Below are 22,858 nucleotides of genomic sequence, written 5' to 3'. Positions count from 1 at the left end.
CTCGCAAAATATAGGAATAAACCGTGGCATTACAATGGTTCCCAGGGCACATGCACAAAGCCCTGAAAGAAATTAAAGAGTCGTTAAATCAAGTAGATATTCTAATAGAAGTGCTTGATGCGCGTATCCCATATTCGAGCGAAAACCCGGAAATTGCAAAAATTCGTGGCGACAAACCCTGTATAAAAATTCTGAATAAATATGATTTAGCAGACCCTGACATTACGGCTCGCTGGCAGGAAAGTTTAGAAAAAGAACGCGGCGTTAAAACGATTACCACATCAAGTGATAACCCGGGTAATAGTAAACAAATAATGCAGATGATAAGAAGCATTTGCGCCCATAAAGACGCTCAACCGAAAGCGATTAAGGCAATGATCACAGGTATCCCTAATGTGGGGAAGTCGACCTTGATTAACATATTGGCCGAGCGAATTATTGCTAAAACGGGTAATGAACCAGCCGTTACCAAAAGTCAGCAGCGGATTAACCTTGGCAGCGGCATTATTCTTTTTGATACGCCAGGAGTACTTTGGCCTAAGTTAGAAAACCCAAATTCAATTTACCGTTTAGCATCCTCTGGTGCAGTAAAAAATACGGCAATGGAGTACGACGACGTGGGATTTTTCGCGGCTGATTACCTTATTAAAGCGTACCCAGAAGTTATGCAAGAGCGCTATAAGCTTGATGAACTGCCAGACACAGAAATTGAGTTCCTAGAAGCAGCGGCAAAAAATCGCGGCGCAATTCAAGCTGGGGGTAGGGTTAATTTACATAAAATATGCGAGATATTACTGAAAGAACTTCAGTCGGGAAAACTGGGGCGTATTACGTTAGAAACGCCAGAGATGCTCGAAAAAGAAAAAGAAGAAATGGCGAAAGAGGCGGCAAGAAAAGCTGAAGCAAAAGCCAAGCGCAAGCAAAAATTTAAGACTGGCTCGTTAACGCCAGATAAAAAAGACCGCAAAGAAAAACGTGAAGAAAAGCGTCAAGAACAAAGCCGTAGAATGAAAAAAGCGCGAAAATAAAAGTGTAATTGAATTAGCTGACCTTAATCGTTTAAGAAATTGCTTGCAAAATAGGCAAACTGCTTGATACTAACATAACATTAACAATGTTAAGGTTAGTCCATGCGAGCAATTTGCCTGTTACTTTTACTGTCTGCCACCTCCGTTTTCGCCAGCGAAGTTGTTGTTAAATCGCCGGACGAACAAATCGTACTCACCTTTAATAGCGACAAAAATATCGCGCAGTATCGCATTGACTATCGCGGTAAGCCGCTTTTTGCATCAAGTAAATTAGGTTTTACGTTTGCAAGTGCGGCACCTATTTATCGCGATTTTTCTGTTAAAGAAATCAGTCGAAATCGTGTAGATACCACATGGACACAGCCATGGGGAGAGCAAACTCAAATCCGCGACTACCACAACGAATTAGTAGTTGAATTCATCGACAATGGCAATAATGAAAATCGCTTTAAGGTGCGTGCCAGGGTTTTCAACGACGGTGTCGGTATTAGATATGAAATTGTGACTGATGGAAAACGGGAAATTACGCGAGAGCTGACAGAGTTTAATTTTGTCAACTCACATCAGGCAACGGCGTATTGGATCCCTGCTCATGGCCGCGAGCGATACGAATATCTATATCGCAAAACCCCACTTCAAGAAGTATACAAAGCTCACACGCCATTTACAGTTGCTTATGAAAACGGTGTTCATGTTGCCGTGCACGAAGCTGCACTTGTCGACTATGCCGGCATGAGTCTTGATAAGCAAGAGTTGGGTCGCTTTGCCGCTGCTCTTGCGCCTTCGCACGATGGTGTTTTGGTTCGAAAACATGGCTCGTTTACTACGCCTTGGAGAACAATAACGATTGGTGATAAAGCCGTCGACTTAGCTAACTCGTTTATTTCTCTTAACCTCAATGAGCCAAACAAGTTGGGAGAGGTAAGCTGGGTAGAGCCTGGTAAATATGTGGGAATTTGGTGGGGAATGCACATCGACAAGTTTACGTGGGGTTCTTCAGATAAGCACGGTGCAACTACTGAGCGAACCATGGAGTATATGGACTTTGCCGCAGCCAATGGTTTTGATGGCGTTTTGGTAGAGGGGTGGAACAAAGGATGGGATGGCGACTGGATTGCTAACTCCGAGCTCTTTTCGTTTACTGAAAGCTATCCAGACTTTGATATCAAACGAATTACAGAGTACGGTAAAAGCAAAGGTGTAAAGCTTATTGGGCATCATGAAACTTCTGGCGGTATTAGTAATTATGAAGCGCAAATGGAGGATGGATTCGCGCTTTACCAAAAATTAGGCGTCTCTCAAATTAAAACAGGTTACGTTGCACACGGACAAAATCTAAAAGTAAAGGATGACCAAGGCCATGTTCGCTATGAATATACTGACAGTCAGCGCGTGGTGAATCACTTTTTGCACAACGTAAAAACAGCCGCAAAATATGAGCTTGCTATCAATACTCACGAATCGGTAAAAGACACGGGCCTTCGCCGTACTTACCCAAACTGGATCTCTCGAGAAAGTGCCCGCGGGCAAGAGTATAACTCTGGTTGGGCTGCACCAAATCCACCAGAACATATTCCTATGCTAGCGTTTACTAGGATGCTTGCTGGCCCTATGGACTTTACGCCCGGTATTTTCAATTTTGATTACATCCGTCAACAAGATGGCGGCGTAGAGTGGGGTAAAGGTAATATAATGCGCCCGCAAACTACACTGGCCAAACAGTTGGCTCAATACGTGGTGCTATACAGCCCTATACAAATGGCCGCAGATCTACCCGAAAATTATGAAGCCAAGCCTAATGCTTTTCAATTTATTAAAGATGTGCCAACTGACTGGTCTGAAAGTATTGCGTTGCAAGGCGAAGTAGGCGATTTTATTGTCATGGCACGAAAGGAAAGCCAACATAAGCACTATTCCGGTGACGATTGGTTTTTAGGTGCCGTTACTGACGAGAACGCGATCTCGCTAGACATTCCACTTAGTTTCTTAGACGAAGGCCAGCGTTACGAAGCGCAAATATACAGTGATGGTGAAGACGCGCATTGGGAAACTAACCCCTATGCATTGTCGATAACCCACAAGCAAGTTAGCGCCAAAGATACGCTAACGCTGAAACTGGCGTCATCAGGTGGAGCGGCTGTGCGTTTTAGAAAGCTGCCCTAAGATTTTTAAACACAGGATTACAACGTGAAGCAGTTAAAACGGTTTGATAAACGGACATTTGAGGCATTACTGGAAAACGCGGCAAAAAGTGAACGGCGCAGAGCGAATCTCAATGTGCATGATTCTTATGAAGATGTCGTGCAGCGTTTGTTTATTGCAATGATGCCTGACTCTTATGTGCGTCCACACCGTCATTGCCAAATGCACAAATGGGAGTTCTTCATGGTGCTAGAGGGGGAATTAGATCTCATATTCTTTGATGATAAAGGCACTGTCTCAGAACGCTTGACGTTGAGTAGTAATGGAGATTGCTCGGGTGTGGAAATTCCGCCTAACGTATGGCACGCCACTGTGTGTCATGCACCTGTCGTATTTATGGAAGTTAAACAGGGGCCTTATGAGGTAACCGATGATAAAGGTTTTGCAGCATGGGCGCCTACTGAGGGAAGCAACGATGTGAGCACGTTTTTGGCCAGTCTTAAAACGGCCACAGTGGGGCAAAATATGGCGGTAGATGTGATGGATAGCGTATAGCATCAGATTACCTATCGACTTTCCGATTTGGAAAGTCGTTGCTATTGCTTATTTTGATGGTATGGTAAAGGATAAATGACACAAGCAGTCTGCGTATAAAGAGCACTGCGCAACCACACTTATTGTGAGAAAGAGAATTATCATGCGAAACGTTTCTACAGGCTATTTTTATAATTTTAATTACTGATTGCACCTGACCATCGGTGTTCAGGGGCAATTATTGGCTTCTGGGCACGCAGGTAGAACGTTTTGCAAAAGCCCAGAAGGTGTAAACTATCTGGGCTTTTTTAATGCCCATTATTCTCGGTAAAGAACAATGAAAGAACTCACATTAGGCGAAATTAGAAAGCAACACAGGGTGAAGCAAGAAGTTGTGGCGATGGCGTTATCAGTAACAGCATCGGGCGTAAGCAAGCTGGAATCTAAACGTATTCAAGATGTTTCTTTGCAGCGCGCTGCTGCCTATTTGGCAGCTGTTGGAGGAAATGTCAAAATTGAGGTAACTATGCCAGATGGCGCTACCCTACAAGTAGGGTAGCGATGTGGAATTTAGTGATAGTAGGCTACGCTGTTTTCTCTAAAGCGTCTTGTTGTTGCGAATGTATATAGCCACTCGTTAAACGAGATACCTTTGGCACTTCGCTCATTGTAAAATGGGCTGGGTGACGAGACCGGAAATGCATTATCCTCACAGAAGTCGTTTAGTACCATGTGGCAGGTACCTTCTCCCAAATAGAATTGGTAGTTCCATGTGAATGCAGATAGGGCATGCACTGATGAGTGTGCTTGAATTTGCCAACCTAAAATGTAACCCAAATCAGACTCGTTTACTCCCCATGTTGTGGGATCAACGTTACCTTTTGCTACTTGGTCTGAAATTTTAGAAAACTGTATTTGAACAAAGTCGGTCCCGGTAGAATATTGCGCAAACCTATTCCAAGGATATTGATAAGCAAGGCGAAGCATAACTTGCTTATTGAGTGAAAGGTGGCTGAAATTGCCGATAAGCGATTGGAAATTATCAGGTAGTGTGTCCTCAATAGCCCACGGACCACCATAGTTCAACACAGTCTCTGTAAAGCCTTTTGAGATTACGCCAAGAGACGCATCTGCAAATAGAGCAACCTTTTTACGACCAAAGAGCTGTTGCACATAAGGGAAGTTGAATATTGCGCCATACCCACCGGCACTACTGCCGCTTAATAACACCTTGTTGGGTGAAAGCGTATTTTGCTGCAGTTGAACTCTTAGCCAATCCATAACAACCATGGCGTTATCATGACCTCTGTGTCTAATTGTGACGTCAGCGCCTGGAAGTCCCGTTACTATGCCTAAGTCGTCAGTATACGTTGTGTCAGACGAGCCCAAGTGAAGGTCGCCGGTGCAATAAGGAATGAATACTTTTGACCACGACTTGAATGGATTCTCTTCTACATCTTTGAATATTCCACCTGCTACTTCAGGTGTGTTTTCAAATTGCGCAGAAGGATTATAAGCAGCTCTACTCATCGGGTCGTTGTCGAACTCTAGCTGCATTGATGCTAGGCACGTTGAACTGTCCCAACACGCGCCGCCACCGTTAAAGTAAACTAGCAAGTTATCGCTTTCACCTTGCTCAAAATAGAATGAAAACGGGTTTGGCTCTATTCCTTGAGGACCAGCGAGTGCAGGCAAGGCACAAGAGGGATAAACAGTTTGTTCAGCGCCACTTGGGAGTGTAACGACAACTTCTGAATCAGGGGTGATGCGCTGCCAGTCAGCAAAAGCGTTTGACGATACCACCAAACAAACACTGGTTACTATCAGGCGAATGCACGTAGATAGCGAATTCATAAAGCAATTTCCTTTTGTCATTTCATTGTTAACAGGGTAATAAATGATTATCTTTTAGAGGCTTACTAAGAGCATTACTTTCTAATAACGCTCAAATCAGTAAAATACAAACGATATGGAGAGTAGAGATTTGTACAACAACGCTTTCTACTACACCATGTAGATACAGATTAAATGAAATATAAATACTGTCTATACTTTGAGCAAGATTTTATAGGTCTGCTGAAGTGTCATACAAAATAGAAACATCTCTAAAGGTCGCTTGAGGTATTGTTCTACTAATTTAACTCAACAGGAGCTTCGTCATGGCTGTTCATGAAATTACACACCCGCTTATTGCACACAAACTAGGCTTAATGCGCAACGCTAAAATAAGCAGCAAAGACTTTCGCGAACTTGCTTCAGAAGTTGGCAATCTACTGACTTATGAGGCAACAAGGACACTGCCGACCGAGCGAGCCAAAATACGCAGTTGGTCGGGAGACGAAGTAGAAGTTAGGCAAATAAAAGGCAAAAAAATTACTGTTGTACCTATTTTACGTGCTGGATTGGGCATGCTGGAAGGTGTCTTAGAGTTAATTCCAAATGCCAAAATAAGTGTGGTTGGGCTGTATAGAGATGAAGAAACGCTGCAACCTGTGGCTTACTTTGACAAGGTCGTAAAAAATATTGATGAGCGCACCGCGCTGATTGTTGATCCTATGCTAGCAACAGGTGGAACATTGATTGCCACTATCGATTTGTTAAAGGAAAAGGGATGCACCAAAATTATGGGGCTATTTTTGGTAGCAGCACCTGAAGGGATTCGAGCCGTTGTTGATGCACACCCCGATGTTGATATTTTTACCGCGGCTATTGACGAACGACTCAATGATAAAGGTTATATTTTGCCTGGCCTTGGTGATGCAGGTGATAAGATTTTCGGCACGCGTTAATCATTTCTTCTTAAAAAGATTACAGTATATCTGCTAGACGTTAAATTACATGGGTTAAACGTTTAAGAAAATGTTATAGTTCTTATGTAGTAATAGGACACGACAGACGTTAGCGTTCGTGACAAGAGCTAATAATAATGAACAAAACAAAATTAACCCTAAAAGATGTGGCACATCAGCTTGGTGTGTCTACAGCAACCATTTCGAATGCATTTAACCGCCCTGATCAGTTGTCAAAGGCGAAACGCGAAGAAATTCTAGAACAATGTAAAAAGATTGGTTATAGCGGCCCAAATAAGGCGGCGCAAATCTTAAGAAAAGGGACGTCAAATATAGTTGCATTGGTGCTAGCCGATAGTATTTCCTATATGGTCAGCGACCCTGTTGCAAGTACGTTTATTAAAGGAGTCTCCACGGCATTAAGAGAGCAGGGTAAACACCTTTTACTTTACGCTGGCGACTCTGATAGTCTTCTTGATGTTGTCGATTTTGTCGATGGATTTATCTGTTACGGTCAACCACGAAACGTAAAGCTTGTTGACGAATTGTCAGTGTCGGTTAAACCTGTTGTCACGGTAGACTTTGATATTGAAGGTAAGCCTTCTATCAACATAGACAATGAAGAAGCCGCTTATCAAGTGGCGCAACACGCCTTACAAAAAGGCGATAACGTGGCGATATTTGGTTTGCGTCTAATCGACTCACCTTCTACTTGCCGTATTTACGATAATCCTATTATCGGTGTAGATTCTTCTATTTCTCACAGACGTTTAGATGGTTATTTACGAGCTGCAGAGGAAAAGCAAGTGGCGATTAGTCGCGAGCGTATTTGGCACTTGCCGGAGAGTGAGCGAAGCTTTGCCCGTCAAGCCGCGAAAGAGGTGCTGACGAGTTCTCCACGCCCTAACGTAGTGTTGTGTATGAGTGATATTATTGCACTTGAGCTATTACATATGGCACTGGAAATGGGTATTAAGGTACCAGAAGAGTTGAGAGTAACTGGGTTTGACGGAATTGAGGAAGCGGAGCGAGCGCGTCCTAGCCTAACTACGGTATGCCAATCAAGTATAGAAAAAGGCATTAAAGCTGCCGATGCGTTACTTGAGCAAATTCAAGATAAAACAGTCTTGCCGTTTGAAGTGAGATACGGCGAAACGGTGTAACGACTGTCTAGAAAAAAGCAATGCGCCGTCAAGGACGGCGCACTGTGAGGTTAGTAGAAAGAGTAGTTTAGGTTAAGCATGTAAGATGGGCCGAATTCTCGACGCAAGGTAACAATGCCGTTTCCGTCAATTGTCTCTTCTTTTTCATCGGTCAGGTTTACACCTTGAAGCGCGATACGTAAGCCTTCCAGATATTCAATACCACTTTGTGCAAAGTCGTAGCTGATTTGAGCATCTACCTGAGTTACAGCATCACGTGTTGCGGCTTCAATTTTGTTCGAGCCACCACGTTGGTAGGTCAAAAATTCCGAACGGTCTGTTGCAGCCACCCTTACTTCAAAACCATTCATTTCGTAGTAAGCCGTAATACTGTATGTGTTATCAGATTGACCAGGAATTGCCGTTCCATCTTCTAGCTCAGCATCAAGAATAGTTGCAGAAGCAGCAATACCAAATCCGTCTAGCGAATCAGTCAGCATACGAAGTGGAATATTCGCGGTTAGCTCCACACCTTTCATACTGCCTTCAAGACCATCTTCGAAGAATGAATAGAAACCTAAGTCAGGTGGTGTAACAAGATCACCAGCTTGATATGGTGTGTCTTCTGGTCCGTAGTTACCATCAACATCAATGACACGGTCATGGAAACCTGGAATGAAGTAGTTAGCACCGCCGTTCGTTTCATCATTGGTAAAGTCTATTAGCTGGTTTCCGTCACGGGTCCAGTTAACTAAGTCTTTGTAGAAGAGGGCAATGGATATATAGCCTTCATCTTCAAAGTAATTTTCAAACGACAAATCGAAGTTATTAGCTTCTAGAGGTTGAAGTGTTGGGTTACCAGTAAACTTCGACCAAGGTGAACCATACTCTTCTACAGCTGCTTGTGTATTTGGTGTAGCAATTAGCTCAATATTTTGGTCGAACTTCACAAAACCAGAAGCTTTCATCTGGTCAATTCGCGCGCGGCTTATCGTTTTCGATGCACCGAAACGCAAGTAGCGGTTTTCGGTCAACTCAACACTCACATTCAAGCTTGGCAAGAAGTGTGAGTAGTCATCGCCATCAGTAATAATACAATCGGCATCTACAACCTGGTTGCCATCGTCATCACAAACCGCGAAGTTATCGCCCACTATGCCGATGAAACCTGTAGAACTTTGATCGGTTTGAACATACTGTGCACCGACATTACCTTTAACGTTAAATCCGCTTACTTCGGTTTCAAAATCTAACTGAGCGTATAGAGTGACTACTTCTTCATCTACCGTGTATGAGTCGCCAAGTCTGTCTGGCTCCAGAAGACCTGCATCGTTTAGCGTATATTCTCCATCGTTGTATGGTGCAAATCCGTCATAGGCAACCACATAGCCTAGACCCGCCCAAGTAAGGTCAGCTAATCCGTTATAGAGGTACTGTGAAGGAATTGACTCGGAGAACGGATAAGAAGAGGCTGTCGCGAAGAAGCCTTTGTTGTCCTTAGACTTAAAGCGATCACTGTAGTTCACACCTGCGGTAAAGGTGTTAAAAATACTCCAATCTACAAAACCAGTCACTTCAAAGCGTGCGGTTGTTAACTCTTCTTCAAAGTCAGCAAAGTTAAGGAAGCCGTCTTGCGCATTAAAGTAGCTATAGGGGTCGCCATTGGCCTGAAGTTCATTGGTAGTAAATTGGTCTGCAATGTTTGCCATACCACCACCCCATACTTGTGGGCCCGCTAGCTGCAGTAGCGCAGGATCGGAAAAGGCGTCAAGGCCTGTGCTGTCGGTAAAGAAAATACCATCAGCACTCATTTGGAACTGTCGTGAACCAAGTTCATCATTGCTTAGCGCGCCTGAGCGAGCAAGACCCGCATAAGACTCACCACGTAGGTCACGCTTGCTCGACTCGCTATCAGCAACGTCAAGTGTCATCGACCACTCGTCGTTAATGTCGTAACGAATATTTAAACCGAAAGTTTGTAACTCACCGTCTTTTTGTGCTGGATCGGTACGCAAAACCGGATTCGCGTTAATTTGAGTACCCGTATTATTAACACCACTGCCCGTAACATTCGCAGCGGCGAATGGTTCGATGAAACCACGGATTACGCCAGAATCTGAATAATCGATATCAAGAGCGTCAACGACAATGTCGAGTCTATCGGTGGGACGCCACTGGAATATTGCAGACACCGTGTCGCGCTCAAGTACGCGGCTAATAGCTTGTGTATCAAGACCAAATGGCAGTACTTGGCCGTCATCATTTTCGCCATAACCCCATACACCGTACTTTCTTTCGTTACGCGGAGACTCGGTAGACGCAATGGCTAGTGCCAAGCCCATAGTATCGTCAGCAAACTTTTCAACAAAAGAAAGCGCAAAACGATTACCCGTATTATCAAATTCAGGGTTGTCTGAGTCGTTGCCGCCAAGTTCGTATACACCCGTTACTGTGAGGGTTTCTTGCGCAGATAGAGGGCGGACTGTTTGAAGATCAACGGTACCACCAATTCCTTGTACTAATAGCGTTGCATCAGAGGTTTTGTAAATTGTGGCACCTGTCATGATTTCCGCAGGGTAGAGGTCGTACTCAACGCCGCGGTTATCACCTATACCAATTAATTCACGGCCATTAAGTGATGTGCCGGTAAAGTCTTCTTTGAAACCACGAACTGAAATACCTGACGTACGACCACCTACTCGTTCACCAGATAGACCCGGAAGGCGAGCAAGCGATTCAGCAATAGAAGAATCGGGTAACTTACCTATATCTTCCGCTGAGATAGCTTCAACAATAGAATCGTTGTCCATTTTAACCGCTTGGGCACGCATGAGTGAACCGCGAATCCCTGACACTTGAATAACTTCTAAATTGTCTTCGTCTGGTGTTTCTTGTGCTAATGCAACGTGACCGTGGAGTGCTGCCGTAATTGATAATGCAATAACCGCAGGTTTGAATTTTCCAGTGTGCTTCATATGCTTTACCTTGCTAAAAGTGTGTTAAATGCAGGTTTTTTGTTTTACAACCTTTTAACAATAGTCTGAAAAATAAACGTTGGCAAGGATTTTCTTAATTGATTAAGTGTTGTGCCGCCGCAGTATGTCTGTCTAGTCCTGGGGGTATATAGTATTTACTTAATGCATTTACGATGTGAAGACTGAGATGAAGGGGTGAGGAAAAAGTATTGCGCTTTTAGTGAATCAACGCCATTTGTGACATAAGCGTAGCGCTAAGTTTGTAAAAGCGCCACGCATTTGCAAAACTTTAATCCCAAACTAGGCTTTTGAAGTGCTTTCGGCACATGGACTCATAGGTGTCGTTGCCACCAATCTGGACTTGATCGCCACCTTTAACGGCATTGCCGTTTTCGTCTAGGCGCACAACAAAACTGGCTTTCCTACCACAATGACATACGGTTTTAAGCTCAGATAATTTATCAGCCCACGCAAGGAGGTAATGACTTCCTTCGAAGGTTTCGCCAAGGAAATCGGTTCTAAGCCCATAAGCCAAAACGGGTACTTTAAGCTCATCAACAACATCTACTAATTGTCGAACCTGTTCTTTCGTTAAGAACTGTGCTTCGTCTATAAATATGCAGTCTAACTTGCGTGTATTGTGGTCGTTGCTTATCGAAGCGAATAGGTCATCACCTTTTGCATAAAGTTTGGCGTCAGCCTGAAGGCCAATACGAGAAGTCACTTTGCCCACCCCGTATCTATCGTCTAATGCTGCGGTATATATTACAGAGTGCATGCCGCGTTCACGGTAGTTGTATGCAGATTGAAGGAGCGATGTGGATTTACCTGCGTTCATTGCAGAGTAATAAAAATAAAGTTGTGCCATGGTTGAGAGGCTCTAATAGTTTTTGTTATACCAAGAAATAAAGTCGCTGGCACTCATGGGTTTTGCGTAGTAATAACCTTGTAAATAGTCTGTACCTAGGTCTGCAAGGTGGACTCGTTGCGCATCAGTTTCGATACCTTCTGCAATAGTCTTACAACGAAACTCTCGTGCCATCAACAGTGTCGCTCTTATTATGGTATCACTCTCTTCAGAGGTATTCTGTACAAATGAACGATCAATTTTTATAAAGTCAAAAGGCATTGATTGTAAACGGTGGAGAGAAGAGTATCCCGTACCAAAATCATCAATGGATATTTTTACGTCGCGGTCAACAAGATCATGTAACCGCTGAGTAACTAATTCCGCATTATTGGCAAACACGCTTTCAGTTACTTCCAAATACAGGCGTTGCGGTGCTATTGAAGTTGTGTTTAACGCGCTATCGAGCACTTTCACAAAGCCATCATCAAGAAGTTGAGTAATTGATACGTTAACTGACATACACAGACTTTCAGCAAACTGCCAGTGTGACAAGTCGATAAGCGCTCGGTTGAGCACCCAAGCGCCAATCTCTGGCATTAATCCGCTTCTTTCAGCAAGAGGAATGAAAACATCAGGCGTGATCATTTCATCATCGCACTTCCATCTGAGCAGGGCTTCTACAGATGAAACTTTATCAGATTTAACGTCGATGATGGGTTGATAGAAGACGCTGAGTTCGCCGTTATCTATCGCACAACGTAAACGTTCGCATAGCCGTTGATCACGCTTAATTTCTGCATGCAACAACTCATTAAACACCCCAACTGACCCACGTTGTTTACGCTTTTGATCGTACATTGTGAGATCGGCCTGTTGAATAAGGTCAACCGCACTATCGCCATGCTCTGGATACATGGCAATCCCGATGGTCGCATCAAGAGTAACTTGATTGTCGTTAGCCATGATGGGAATCGTCACGCCGCTTCGCATTGCATGTGCTACGGCCTTTGCTGTGTCTACTGTTGCATAAGGGATAACGGCTACAAATTCGTCGCCCCCCCAGCGCGCTAAATGATTCTTCTCACTATAGTTGCGAAGCCTAGCGGCTATTTCTGCCAGCACTATATCGCCAACTTTGTGGCTTGAGCTGTCGTTGACTTGTTTAAAGCCGTCCAGATCGATAAACAAAATGGCAAGCGAGTTATTAAGCACTTTTGTAGTGTCTAGCAAATTATTGAGGTGTTTAAGAAAACCGTTGCGATTAAGTAAATTAGTAAGAGGGTCTCGATTTGATAGCCTAAATAGGTCTTCTGTACGACGCTCAACTTCTGCTTCAAGATTGGCGTTAGATGCGTCGAGTTTTTCATTGGTGGCAATGAGTAGCTGATTGACCTTTTCAGTTTCGCTTCGTTCGACGCGCATTTGTGCTAGCAGCTTTTCGTTGTTTTCTTTTAGATAAAGCGTATTTACGAAGAAGCGGTTGTAGCGAGAAGCACTAAGGAATATACCTATCCAAAATACTAAGCCGAGCACCCCGAGAATAAAAAACTCTCCAGACTCGTCAGCTAATACACACATCGACATAGGTACAAGGAGCGCGGTGCAATAAAAGGAAACCAAACGCTTGCTTGGTGAAAGCACTGTACCAGCACCACCTGACATTGCTGACAGTATTACCATGGTGGCTGAGAGTTCTACTGCGCCCATGGAGGGATAGAAAACTACCGAATAGAAGGCCCATACGCTTGCGGTAAGACAAACACCGACAGAAAAACGCTTTATGACGGCGTCGGGAGCGAAAGATTTGTGTGCCAAACCAAAACGCCAGTAGCAGGCATCGATGAAGCGCAGCAAGCACACTATCATCATCACTAGCCACACTTTGTGTTTTAACGAAACTAGCGATTCATTATCTGTTTCAAAAAAGAATACTAAGCCAGAAAACGCAAATATGGTCATTAACAAACCGACAAAACTGTTGCCCACAAGCATGTTGGCAGTATCGCGTTTTATTTCTGTTGTAGATATCGTGTTTTGTTCAAGCTGCAATGGTTGGATTACCTAATCTACTTTGAGCAAATAAGCGACGTCACACGGCTCTAGATAGTCTATAAAGCGTATGAGCATGTCACACTATCTTATATACCTTATAAGGCTAGCAGAGTAAATTTATACCCGCGATTTTATACCCGCGAAGCATCGAGTCATATTGCTTTGTTCATATATTACAAATCCCGACACTTCATCTCATTATTGAGTGACTAATGGCTTAGATTATTTTATCTAGTACCTTATGTCTTAATCGATTATGAGTTCTTCTCATAATTTGCTTTCTAGCTCCATTAGCAGAAAAATTTTGTTAAGACTCAGTTAAATATAATTTTTATTAATGTTTTTTTCTGTTTTTTATTTCACAGAATGTTTACAAATATTTTTCTATGATATAAATTCTTAAACGATTAAGTTTTCTTGATCTACCATCACACACGAATTTGTATTTAACGGCGCCAACCTAAACCGCTGGAGAAGACATGAATAAAAAACACACATTAAACACAATAACCTTGGCTGTTTGCGCGGCTCTATCGAATTCTGTAGTTGCTCAAGAAGCGGTTTCAGAAGACACAAGCAGCAAAGAAAAATACGAACAAATTGTTGTTACTGCGACACCCGGCGGTACAACTATGCAAGAAGCCAGTGTTTCAGTCAGTGCATTTGACGAAGATGATATTGTCAAGCTAGCACCTCGTTCTACGGCGGAAGTATTCCGCGCGCTTCCTGGTATTCGCGCAGAATCCTCAGGTGGTGGCGGTAATGCCAATATCACTATCCGCGGTATTCCGCTAGCAACCGGTGGTTCTAAGTTCCTACAAATCCACGAAGACGGTCTGCCGGTTTTAGAATATGGTGATATTAACTTTGGTAACGCTGATAACTTTCTACGCTACGACTGGTCTGTGGCAAATGTAGAAGCAGTGCGCGGTGGTTCTGCTTCTACCTTCGCAAGTAACTCACCTGGTGGCGTTATCAATATGATTAGTAACACCGGCCAGATTGGTGGTGGTGCAATCGGCACTTCATTTGGCGTTGACTATGAAGAGTTTCGCCTAGATTTTCGCTATGGCGGTGAAATCAGCGATGATTTGTATTATCACATTGCTGGATTTGCTCGCGGCGGAGAAGGGCCTCGTGAAACAGGCTACAACGGCGATCAAGGCGGCCAGGTGAAATTCAATATCACCAAGATGCTCGACAAAGGTCACATTCGTTTTTATTACAAAAACCTTGATGACAAAGTGTCTACCTATCTACCTTCACCTGTTTTGGTGAAAGGTGACGGTGAATATGGTCCAGTACCTGGTTACGATGCTAGCTCACAGGCACTAAACTCAGCGTACAACACAAATATCTCAACGTTTGATAGCTATGGTAACCCAGAAAATCGTGACGTTCGCGATGGCATAGAATCAAAAGTAAGTTCATTTGGCGTGGAAGTTGATTTAGAAGTTGCTGAAAATCTGTTTCTTTTAAACAAATTCCGCATCTCTGATATCTCAGGCGGTTTTATTGCGCCTTTCACTGATGGTTTCCCAGCAGGCCCGGGTGATGTGTCTAACTTTGCATCTGCATTATGTTCAGGTGCGACAGACGGCGATGGTAACGCGCTTAACTGCGACAGCACGACAGTGACGTTGGCAAATGGCCCAGGTGCTGGAGATGTCTACACAGGCCAAGCCTTCACTAATCTGCAGTTTGACACGCGCATTAATGATCTTGGCAATATGATTAACGATTTCAGCTTGCGTAAAGAGTTCGACAACGGTGTTAATCTAACGGTAGGTTACTACTATTCGAATCAAGATATCGCCACTAGCTGGTCAAGCTGGCAAACCTTTATTCAGACGTTAGACGGAGACAACTCTCAGCTTCTAAATATTACAGACGCTGATGGTGTTGAATTAGTGTCTGATGGTTTACTGTCGGCGAGCTTCTTGTCATGGGAGTGGGACTTAAACTACGTCACCAAAGCGCCTTATATGAATGTCGGTTTTGAATTGTCTGACAACATCATTATTGATGCATCGGTGCGTCATGACACAACAGAAGCGTCTGGTGAATTGATCAGTTCGTGCTGCGGTGGTAACACTGACTTCGACCTTAACGGTAACGGCGTAATAGAACAAATTGAAGACGCGTCTGCAACGAACAGTGGCTTTATTCGCGGTGGTGTAATCAATCTCAACCGCGCTGGTGCGGCGTCACAGATTGTCGACTACTCAGCCAATAATACATCATACTCTTTTGGTGGTTCATATTTGCTAAGTGACAGTCAAACATTCTTCGCGCGCTACTCAAAAGGTGGGCGAGCGATTGCTGACCGCTTACTACAAATTGGCGGTACGCTAAATGCTGACGGTAGTCTAACAAACACAACATCAGGTTATGACACCACTAAGCAGCTTGAAATTGGTTATAAATACGGCACCAAAGACTTAATGGTAAACGCTACCTTGTTTGATACTGTTACTGAGGACACGCAAGCAGAGGTCACCAGTGGCCTTACGTTTATGCGCGAATACGAAGCTACAGGTCTTGAACTTGAAGGTCGTTGGAATGCAACTGATAACTTTGTTGTGTCTGGTAACCTGACATGGACAGACGCTGAAATTAGCGATGACGTGAACAACCCTGCGCTTGAAGGGAATACGCCTCGTCGTCAGGCTGACTGGATTTGGACCATAACGCCTGAGTATGTCACTGATACGTGGTCTGTAGGCGCATCATTACAAGGTTCTACAGAGTACTACGTACAAGACAACAATGACCTTAAGCAGGAAGGCTATAACTTAGTTAATCTATTCGCTACTTACTGGGTGAACGATCAATTTTCGGTTTCGCTTAACGTAAATAATGCAACAGATGAGTTCATTATTACCGAGTCTGAAGAGGGTTCTGCGGCCGTTGGTAGCTATGTACGTGCCCGCCCACTGAACGGACGTACAACAGTATTATCACTTAAATATATGTTTGATTAATACGCAGTGCAGAGTGTGAACTCACTCTACTAGATGATTGAAAACGTCCGCCTAGCGCGGGCGTTTTTTTATGGTAATGCTCACGATTTCCATAGGATAAGGCAGGTGAAAAAGCACAAAGCTATTCGTTTTCCTCCTGCGTTAGGCGACTGGCAATTGCATTTGACAATGCACTGTAAAGATATGCATGCTTCTTGTTTATAACATGTACCAATTTATGCTCAACAATGGGCAAAAACTCAATGCCTTGCTTTTCGAAAATAGCATTTTGTGTAAAGTCGCTGGGCAGAATGGCGTAATTAAAACGACCATTCACAAGCAGCTCCAAAACATGGTTGAAATCATCAAACTCGAAAATGTTAGCCGCAATACTGGCTTTGGGTTTACCCATGTTAGAAAAAAAACGAGTTGTTACCGCTATAGCATTACTGGCGTCATTAATAATGTCGCTGTGACACGGTGCATTGCGAATGCACAACAAGAAAGAGGCACCCTGTGAGAAAGGCGGTTCAATCGCTATTATATTGTTTGAAGGTGTGGCAACAACGTCGTACCGGATAACGTCGGCATCAGTCATTCCTTCTTCTAGCAAGCGTAAACCTCGCTCTCCACCCACTTCAACAAATTCGGCAGTAATACCAATATCGGCATACACCTGCTCCATGAATGGTTTGTAATGGTTTAGTACTCTGGGGTGACTGACGTAACCAATAATAAAGCGGTCTTCGTTTGCTGAAACACAAAGTCCAATAGACAACAATGTTATTGCTAACAGAAAAGTAAACGCAATTCTCACTCTTACATCCTTGAATCTCGAAAAATACGCATATTTGCAGCTATGGGATATCGCAACAAAAGTTAGACTATAGTTGAGGTATTGTCTAATGAAGTGGCGCGTTTAGAAGTTAAATTTAATTCAGGTAAAAAAAAGCCCCGGCTATTGCCAGGGCTTTGGGTTACTAACGCTGTTTAGGCTGCGTTTTGACCGCCATCAATCGCTTTAAGCGTTTGTGACGCTGGAACAAGTTCCATGTCAAATGTGTATTCGTCTACACGTACCGCAAGTTTGCGTTTTTCGTTGTAGTCGTGAAGCTTAGCCGCTTCATCGGCATTAACTACACCTTTTTCTTGAAGCTTGTTAAGCGCGTGCTCGAAAGAGATAAACGGTACAACCGGCTCTTTGCGCAGTGCTTTTTGCACTTTACCAAGAAGGTGAGCAACTGCGTGCTTGGCTTTAAACGCCTGCTCGTTAATGTCGTTACCGTCACCTGGGCTTACGCGCACAAGGTGCGTTAGCTGTGCTTTAACACTGTTGTCTTGCATAGATGCAACTGACAGCTCACGCACTAGATCATCGCTGATACCAGCAACACTGTTAGAGTACGTGTTTGTTAGCAGACGCATTAAACCGCGTGTTGCTGTGCTCGGGAAATTGTTGATGAAATTAACAATTGCCTGATCAGCTTGTTGTAGTGACCACTGCATTGCATACTCAAAGTATGGTAGCGCAAGTTTTCTATCTTCAATGCGCTGCTCGTAGAAACGAATTGCAGCCATTGCGCCGTAAAGGTAGCTCATTACGTCACCTAAACGTGCAGATAGAAGCTCAGCTTTCTTCAAGTCACCACCAAGGACCGCAAGTGACAAATCAGCAAGAGGTGCTAGTTTCGCAGAGATGCTGTTAACACGCTTCTCGTACTTACGTACTTCTGGAAGAGCAGACTCGCTGCCGCGTAGGAACGGAAGGTATGCCTTACCGAAGCTACGGAACGCGTTCTTCACACTGAAACCTACAGTCTTACGAAGCACTTTGTTGAACTCTTTATCCGCAGAACTTTCGTTGCTGTGAATAAGGTCAACCATGTCTTTTAGGTAAGGGTGACAACGCATTGCACCTTGACCAAAGATCATAAGGTTACGCGTTAGAATGTTTGCACCTTCTACCGTAATGGCGATAGGCAATGCCGCGTAACCGCCGGCTAACGTGTTTTGTGGGCCGCGTTGAATCGCTTTACCTGCTTGGATATCCATTGCAGAGTTCATTACATCACGACCTAATTCAGTCATGTGATATTTCGCGATAGCCGTTACAACAGATGGCTTAACACCTAGACCAAGGCCTTCAGTAGTTAATACACGCATCGCTTCTAGTAAGAATGTCTTACCAGCGATGTCTGCCATTTTCTCTTGAATACCTTCGAAGCGACCAATTGGAAGACCAAATTGCTCACGTACAAATGAATATTCAACCGTACCTTTAAATGCTGACTGTGCTGTTGCCACGCCCATTGCTGGAAGTGAAATACCACGACCTGCACCAAGACAGCTAACTAGCATCTGCCAACCGCGACCGATGTTCTTCTGCCCACCAATGATGAAATCCATTGGAATAAACACGTCTTGACCACGAGTTGTACCGTTGTAGAAACGCACGCCCATAGGATCGTGACGGTTACCAAGCTCAACACCAGGGTGTGACTTAGGTAGAAGAGCACAAGTAATACCTAGCTCTAACTTGTCACCTAGAAGTTGGTCTGGGTCGAATACTTTAAAGGCAAGACCAAGAACTGTCGCAATTGGTGCAAGCGTGATGTAACGCTTGTCCCAGCTTACGCGCAGACCAAGTACTTCTTCACCGTTGTATTCGCCTTTCGTTACGATAGCTGCGTCAGGAATAGCACCTGCGTCTGAACCTGCTTCTGGGCTTGTTAGCGCGAAGCATGGAATATCGCGACCGTCAGCAAGACGAGGTAGCCAGTAATCTTGTTGCTCGCTAGTACCATAGTGCATTAGTAGCTCGCCCGGGCCTAACGAGTTAGGAACCATTACGGTTACCGCAATCGCGCCACTTTTTGCTGCAATCGTTGCAACAATAGTCGAGTTTGCATATGGACTAAATTCAAGACCACCAAATTTCTTTGGAATGATCATTGAGAAGAAACGGTTCTTACCTAGGAAATCAAGAATCTCCTGAGGAATGTGCTTGCCGTTACCTAGTTCGAAATCATCGACCATGTTCAGTAATTCTGTTACTGGACCGTCCATGAATGCTTGTTCTTCTGCGCTCAGTTTAGCCTGAGGGATATCGCGTAGTGCCTGCATGTCAGGCTTACCCTGATAAATAGAAGATTCAATCCACACGTCACCCGCATCTAGGGCTTCTTGTTCTGTGATTGAAATTGGGGGTAATACTTTCTTTAAGCTAGTTCTGATACTCATAATAACTCATCCGCTCATCTGACCAGTTGTGTGTATTAATACTACACCAGATTCGAAAAAGATCAAATTTTGTAAAAATTAATTAATATTCATGTGTTTATTCATTCGGTTTGACAGGGGCTGTTTCAAATAATTCAAACAATTGTTTAATATTGCGCCGTTTTAACATTTGTTAATTACGTGCTGCCTAAAATTGTGCGCATTCAAGTTGATTTCCACAGGTTCTCTTTTATAGTTGAGAGTCAACTTCAAGGAGAGGTAAGTTAATGATTAAGTGTCTTAGTCCACTGATGAGAGCGGCCGGTTTAAGTGTGCTAGCAGCAACAGCAATGTTTTCGACAAATGCTTCAGCGAACGGTTACGGTGTAGTTAATATTGGTTATGGAAATGTTGATACCGAGGTGGACAGCGAAAGTGACGTCAGCTATTCAGCAGCTATTGGATATCAATTTCATAGGCAGTGGTATGTAGAGGGTGGTTACGTATCGCTTATTGATGTCGATACTGACGAACAAATACTGTCTAGCAAGGGACCTTATGTTGCCTTATTAGGGAAAGCAAGTAGTCAACAAGGTGAGCTTTTTTACAAAATAGGTGTGGCTAACATCGATATTGAACAAGCGTCGATTAATAGCGGTGCGTGCGGTGACGATGTATTGGTTTGTGGATACGACGACGATGTTATTGCTGGATTGGTAGGGCTTGGCTTCGATTACTACGTAGGCAACCAATCCATGTTGCGTTTTGAATATTCGTATTTTGGTGGGAAAGACGATTTTTCCGCTCATGTTCTTAACTTGGGATTCAGGTATAACTTTTAAAGCAAGTGGTGTCGAAGCGTGGCAAGTTATTTGCCGTGAATTAGTCAACGCGCCCACCGCTTGGCGAACATATTTTTTCTAAAAGCAAATCCAACTTTTGGTGTTGTGTGTATCAAACATAACGAAATAACAACGGATTAATTATGAAAAACGAACTCGACAGCAAGTTTCTTCTTCAAGTATTCGATAAGATTCGTCAAAACGGCGCAAAAGAAAACGAACAATACCATTTGATGGGTATAACTGCGTTTACTGACCACGATGGCTATACCCTGTTTATTGAAGATGCCACAGTTAAGTTACAATTTGGTTTTCACAATCAATATCATTTTGATTATGACACCAAAGAACAATACGAAGCATTTGAGAAAAAACTAAAGCAAATCGATAAAGCCTACTAAGCGCGCACCAGCGCGCTTTTATCCTATTTTCACTCGGTACTCACCGTATCCTGACTTGCACCACATAGCCGCAAAAAATTCCTTCTGTTACAATGCTCGCTTCGTTTATTGTAAGGAAATCGACATTGGCAGCGGCAATCAAAGCTCCTCAATTTAAACTCGCCTTCCTAGGGCCTAAATTTTGGCCAGTGTGGCTGGGTGTATTTATTTTGTATCTTATTACGTGGCTTCCATTACCCGTGATAAGACTTATCGGTGCAGGTGCTGGGCGCTTGATAGCACTAATTGTACCTAAGCGAGCAAAAGTCGCGAAAAAAAACTTAGCCTTGTGGAACCCAGCACTTAGCGAGAAAGAAGTCGAAGCTCTATTTAAAGAAAACGTGCGCCGCACGGGAATGGCCTTATTTGAGACGGCTATGGGCTGGTGGTGGCCTTCGTGGCGCGTAAAGCGAGCTATCGAGATAGAAGGTACCGAACATGTTGAAGCAGCCTTTGCTAAAGGGAAAGGGGTGTTTGGCATGGCACTTCATAATATGAACCTTGAATTTGCATGTCGTGGGATTGGCTTTTTTCACCCGAGCATCGCGTTTTACAGAAAGCATAACAATCCGTTAGTTGATTACCTTCAATATCACGGTCGCAATCGTTCTAATAAATATATGATAGACAAGCGCAATGCCAAGGCGCTGTTGGCTGCATTAGATGAGCGAGAATTGTGTTTGTATTTACCTGACCAAGATTACGGACCTAGACAAAGTATATTTGTGCCTTTTGGTGGTGTTAAGGAAACAGCAACAACTACAGCGACATTGATGTTTATTCGCCGCAGTAACAGTGAGCCGATGATCATTACATCACAATATACTAAGCGCGGTTACAAAATTAAGATTTATCCACCACTTCACGGTCTTGGTGAAATGGAAGATAGAGACGCACTTGCCATGTTAAATGTGCATATTGATGCGGCAGTGAAAGAGCAGCCCGAAAGCTATCTTTGGATGCACAAACGATTTAAAACAAGACCTCCACACAATCCTGCATCACTTTATGATTAAAGCATTTTTGCGCATTCATTGGTGATGTCTTTGATTTAGCTGGTATTGGGCGTTCTGTTTGATTTTGGCCTTTACAGTGGCAAATTTAGATAAATAGGCTAATGGGTTAACCACACTACTTAGACTAAAATAAAAGAATATAAGTTGAATAAAGCGATGTTCAGCACGTAATGTGTTACAGCATTATTTGATATAAAAAATATGAAATGTCACTAATAAAGCAGTAGGTAAAAAGGAATTATGGCACAAACAGGTTACTCAAGTTCATCATTTTGGGCAAAACAAATAGGGCTTGCTGTAGCACTTGTCGTTATTGCAGGTGTACTTATCTTTGTTCTACAAAATAGAGAACAAAGCGCTGTGCCAGAGTCGCAAGTTGAGGAAAAATCCATTTCCCGCGGACTCAGCGATTTTTACCGAGACTTTAGAATGTCAGCGACTGACCCTGTGGAAGAAGAGCAGGGTGACTTTGTTCTTGATATCGCTGGTGTCGATCCAAATTTAGATAGCAAGCTTGCGCAAATGTCTAGCCAAACTCGTCCAGTGGAAAAGAACTGGACTGGCGAGCATAAGTATCGCACCTTTAAGGAAGGTAACACCTTAAGAGAAGCCATTTCACAATACGCCCAAGCGGAAGGTATGCAACTGATTTGGAACCTCGAGCAAGACTTTGTCATTAAATATCAATTCCAATTAGACAATACCGTGTCTGGTTCATTGGCTAAAATTGCCAGTGCCATTGATGGTAGTTTTGAAGGTGAAGTCAAAGCGTACTTATGTGCCCGTCAGCGCTCGTTAGTGGTGACGGCGAATGAAACTGAGTTTCTAACCACTAATTGTGAAATTGTTAGAGGCTAAATTAACCG

At 43.5% G+C, this 22,858-nt stretch carries 17 protein-coding genes; 11 read left to right on the top strand and 6 right to left on the bottom strand.

Going from position 1 to position 22,858, the window contains the following annotated elements; genetic code table 11:
• Positions 1-23 precede the first annotated feature (23 nt).
• The 4 genes from ylqF (at position 24) to LHL20_RS08795 (ending at position 4,263) form a co-directional block, all read left to right on the top strand.
• The gene (ylqF, locus tag LHL20_RS08810; RefSeq protein ID WP_226433033.1) at positions 24-1,028 is read left to right on the top strand and encodes a ribosome biogenesis GTPase YlqF; all 1,005 of its coding nucleotides are present in this window, start codon (positions 24-26) and stop codon (positions 1,026-1,028) included.
• 102 nt (positions 1,029-1,130) lie between these two features.
• Positions 1,131-3,191: a glycoside hydrolase family 97 protein gene (locus LHL20_RS08805; RefSeq protein WP_226433032.1), complete on the top strand. Its 2,061-nt coding sequence runs from the start codon at positions 1,131-1,133 to the stop codon at positions 3,189-3,191.
• A 24-nt stretch (positions 3,192-3,215) separates the two neighbouring features.
• On the top strand, positions 3,216-3,725 hold the full coding sequence (locus LHL20_RS08800; protein WP_226433031.1) for a WbuC family cupin fold metalloprotein: 510 nt from the start codon (positions 3,216-3,218) through the stop codon (positions 3,723-3,725).
• 316 nt (positions 3,726-4,041) lie between these two features.
• A complete protein-coding gene (locus LHL20_RS08795) occupies positions 4,042-4,263 on the top strand; it encodes an XRE family transcriptional regulator (protein ID WP_159627131.1) in 222 nt (73 codons plus the stop codon).
• An 11-nt stretch (positions 4,264-4,274) separates the two neighbouring features.
• Here LHL20_RS08795 and LHL20_RS08790 read toward each other — a convergent pair whose 3' ends face one another.
• A complete protein-coding gene (locus LHL20_RS08790) occupies positions 4,275-5,558 on the bottom strand; it encodes a pectinacetylesterase family protein (protein WP_226433030.1) in 1,284 nt (427 codons plus the stop codon).
• A gap of 305 nt (positions 5,559-5,863) precedes the next feature.
• Here LHL20_RS08790 and upp point away from each other — a divergent pair, with 305 nt between their 5' ends.
• Positions 5,864-6,493, top strand: a complete 630-nt coding sequence (upp, locus tag LHL20_RS08785; protein ID WP_226433029.1) for a uracil phosphoribosyltransferase — start codon at positions 5,864-5,866, stop codon at positions 6,491-6,493.
• Between the two features lie 137 nt (positions 6,494-6,630).
• Positions 6,631-7,656 (top strand): LacI family DNA-binding transcriptional regulator, encoded by a 1,026-nt coding sequence (locus LHL20_RS08780; protein WP_226433028.1) that lies wholly within the window; start codon positions 6,631-6,633, stop codon positions 7,654-7,656.
• A gap of 50 nt (positions 7,657-7,706) precedes the next feature.
• On the opposite strand, the gene LHL20_RS08775 is transcribed toward LHL20_RS08780, so the two are convergent.
• From LHL20_RS08775 to LHL20_RS08765, 3 genes are all read right to left on the bottom strand, one after another.
• Positions 7,707-10,610, bottom strand: a complete 2,904-nt coding sequence (locus LHL20_RS08775) for a TonB-dependent receptor (protein WP_226433027.1) — start codon at positions 10,608-10,610, stop codon at positions 7,707-7,709.
• A gap of 289 nt (positions 10,611-10,899) precedes the next feature.
• Complete coding sequence (locus LHL20_RS08770) at positions 10,900-11,478, bottom strand: thymidine kinase (RefSeq protein WP_226433026.1); 579 nt, start codon at positions 11,476-11,478, stop codon at positions 10,900-10,902.
• A gap of 12 nt (positions 11,479-11,490) precedes the next feature.
• Positions 11,491-13,509: a putative bifunctional diguanylate cyclase/phosphodiesterase gene (locus tag LHL20_RS08765; RefSeq protein WP_226433025.1), complete on the bottom strand. Its 2,019-nt coding sequence runs from the start codon at positions 13,507-13,509 to the stop codon at positions 11,491-11,493.
• Positions 13,510-13,991: 482 nt separating this feature from the next.
• Here LHL20_RS08765 and LHL20_RS08760 point away from each other — a divergent pair, with 482 nt between their 5' ends.
• Complete coding sequence (locus LHL20_RS08760; RefSeq protein ID WP_226433024.1) at positions 13,992-16,496, top strand: TonB-dependent receptor; 2,505 nt, start codon at positions 13,992-13,994, stop codon at positions 16,494-16,496.
• Between the two features lie 121 nt (positions 16,497-16,617).
• Here LHL20_RS08760 and LHL20_RS08755 read toward each other — a convergent pair whose 3' ends face one another.
• Both LHL20_RS08755 and LHL20_RS08750 read right to left on the bottom strand, forming a co-directional pair.
• Positions 16,618-17,292, bottom strand: a complete 675-nt coding sequence (locus tag LHL20_RS08755) for a hypothetical protein (RefSeq protein WP_226433023.1) — start codon at positions 17,290-17,292, stop codon at positions 16,618-16,620.
• Between the two features lie 173 nt (positions 17,293-17,465).
• Entirely contained in the window at positions 17,466-19,715 is a 2,250-nt protein-coding gene (locus LHL20_RS08750; protein ID WP_226433022.1) for an acyl-CoA dehydrogenase, read from the bottom strand.
• Between the two features lie 266 nt (positions 19,716-19,981).
• On the opposite strand from LHL20_RS08750, the gene LHL20_RS08745 reads away from it, so the two are divergent.
• The 4 genes from LHL20_RS08745 to LHL20_RS08730 all read left to right on the top strand — a co-directional run bounded on the left by LHL20_RS08745 (position 19,982) and on the right by LHL20_RS08730 (position 22,850).
• A complete protein-coding gene (locus LHL20_RS08745; RefSeq protein WP_226433021.1) occupies positions 19,982-20,536 on the top strand; it encodes an outer membrane beta-barrel protein in 555 nt (184 codons plus the stop codon).
• Between the two features lie 143 nt (positions 20,537-20,679).
• Positions 20,680-20,937 (top strand): DUF3081 domain-containing protein, encoded by a 258-nt coding sequence (locus tag LHL20_RS08740; RefSeq protein WP_159627118.1) that lies wholly within the window; start codon positions 20,680-20,682, stop codon positions 20,935-20,937.
• A gap of 125 nt (positions 20,938-21,062) precedes the next feature.
• Positions 21,063-21,992 (top strand): LpxL/LpxP family Kdo(2)-lipid IV(A) lauroyl/palmitoleoyl acyltransferase, encoded by a 930-nt coding sequence (lpxL, locus tag LHL20_RS08735; RefSeq protein WP_226433020.1) that lies wholly within the window; start codon positions 21,063-21,065, stop codon positions 21,990-21,992.
• A 240-nt stretch (positions 21,993-22,232) separates the two neighbouring features.
• Entirely contained in the window at positions 22,233-22,850 is a 618-nt protein-coding gene (locus tag LHL20_RS08730) for a TcpQ domain-containing protein (RefSeq protein ID WP_226433019.1), read from the top strand.
• Positions 22,851-22,858 lie beyond the last annotated feature (8 nt).

Source organism: Alteromonas sp. McT4-15, assembly GCF_020515205.1.
In the GTDB taxonomy this organism is placed as follows: domain Bacteria; phylum Pseudomonadota; class Gammaproteobacteria; order Enterobacterales; family Alteromonadaceae; genus Alteromonas.
This window is presented reverse-complemented; position numbering and strand designations above follow the sequence as displayed.

What these genes read in the sequence shown, in the direction of transcription:
- LHL20_RS08805 (WP_226433032.1), top strand. Translation starts at nt 1,131, where the DNA reads ATGCGAGCAATTTGCCTGTTACTTTTACTGTCTGCCACCTCCGTTTTC.
- LHL20_RS08795 (WP_159627131.1), top strand. Translation starts at nt 4,042, where the DNA reads ATGAAAGAACTCACATTAGGCGAAATTAGAAAGCAACACAGGGTGAAG.
- LHL20_RS08790 (WP_226433030.1), bottom strand. Translation starts at nt 5,558, where the DNA reads ATGAATTCGCTATCTACGTGCATTCGCCTGATAGTAACCAGTGTTTGT.
- upp (WP_226433029.1), top strand. Translation starts at nt 5,864, where the DNA reads ATGGCTGTTCATGAAATTACACACCCGCTTATTGCACACAAACTAGGC.
- LHL20_RS08780 (WP_226433028.1), top strand. Translation starts at nt 6,631, where the DNA reads ATGAACAAAACAAAATTAACCCTAAAAGATGTGGCACATCAGCTTGGT.
- LHL20_RS08775 (WP_226433027.1), bottom strand. Translation starts at nt 10,610, where the DNA reads ATGAAGCACACTGGAAAATTCAAACCTGCGGTTATTGCATTATCAATT.
- LHL20_RS08770 (WP_226433026.1), bottom strand. Translation starts at nt 11,478, where the DNA reads ATGGCACAACTTTATTTTTATTACTCTGCAATGAACGCAGGTAAATCC.
- LHL20_RS08760 (WP_226433024.1), top strand. Translation starts at nt 13,992, where the DNA reads ATGAATAAAAAACACACATTAAACACAATAACCTTGGCTGTTTGCGCG.
- LHL20_RS08750 (WP_226433022.1), bottom strand. Translation starts at nt 19,715, where the DNA reads ATGAGTATCAGAACTAGCTTAAAGAAAGTATTACCCCCAATTTCAATC.
- LHL20_RS08745 (WP_226433021.1), top strand. Translation starts at nt 19,982, where the DNA reads ATGATTAAGTGTCTTAGTCCACTGATGAGAGCGGCCGGTTTAAGTGTG.
- LHL20_RS08740 (WP_159627118.1), top strand. Translation starts at nt 20,680, where the DNA reads ATGAAAAACGAACTCGACAGCAAGTTTCTTCTTCAAGTATTCGATAAG.
- LHL20_RS08730 (WP_226433019.1), top strand. Translation starts at nt 22,233, where the DNA reads ATGGCACAAACAGGTTACTCAAGTTCATCATTTTGGGCAAAACAAATA.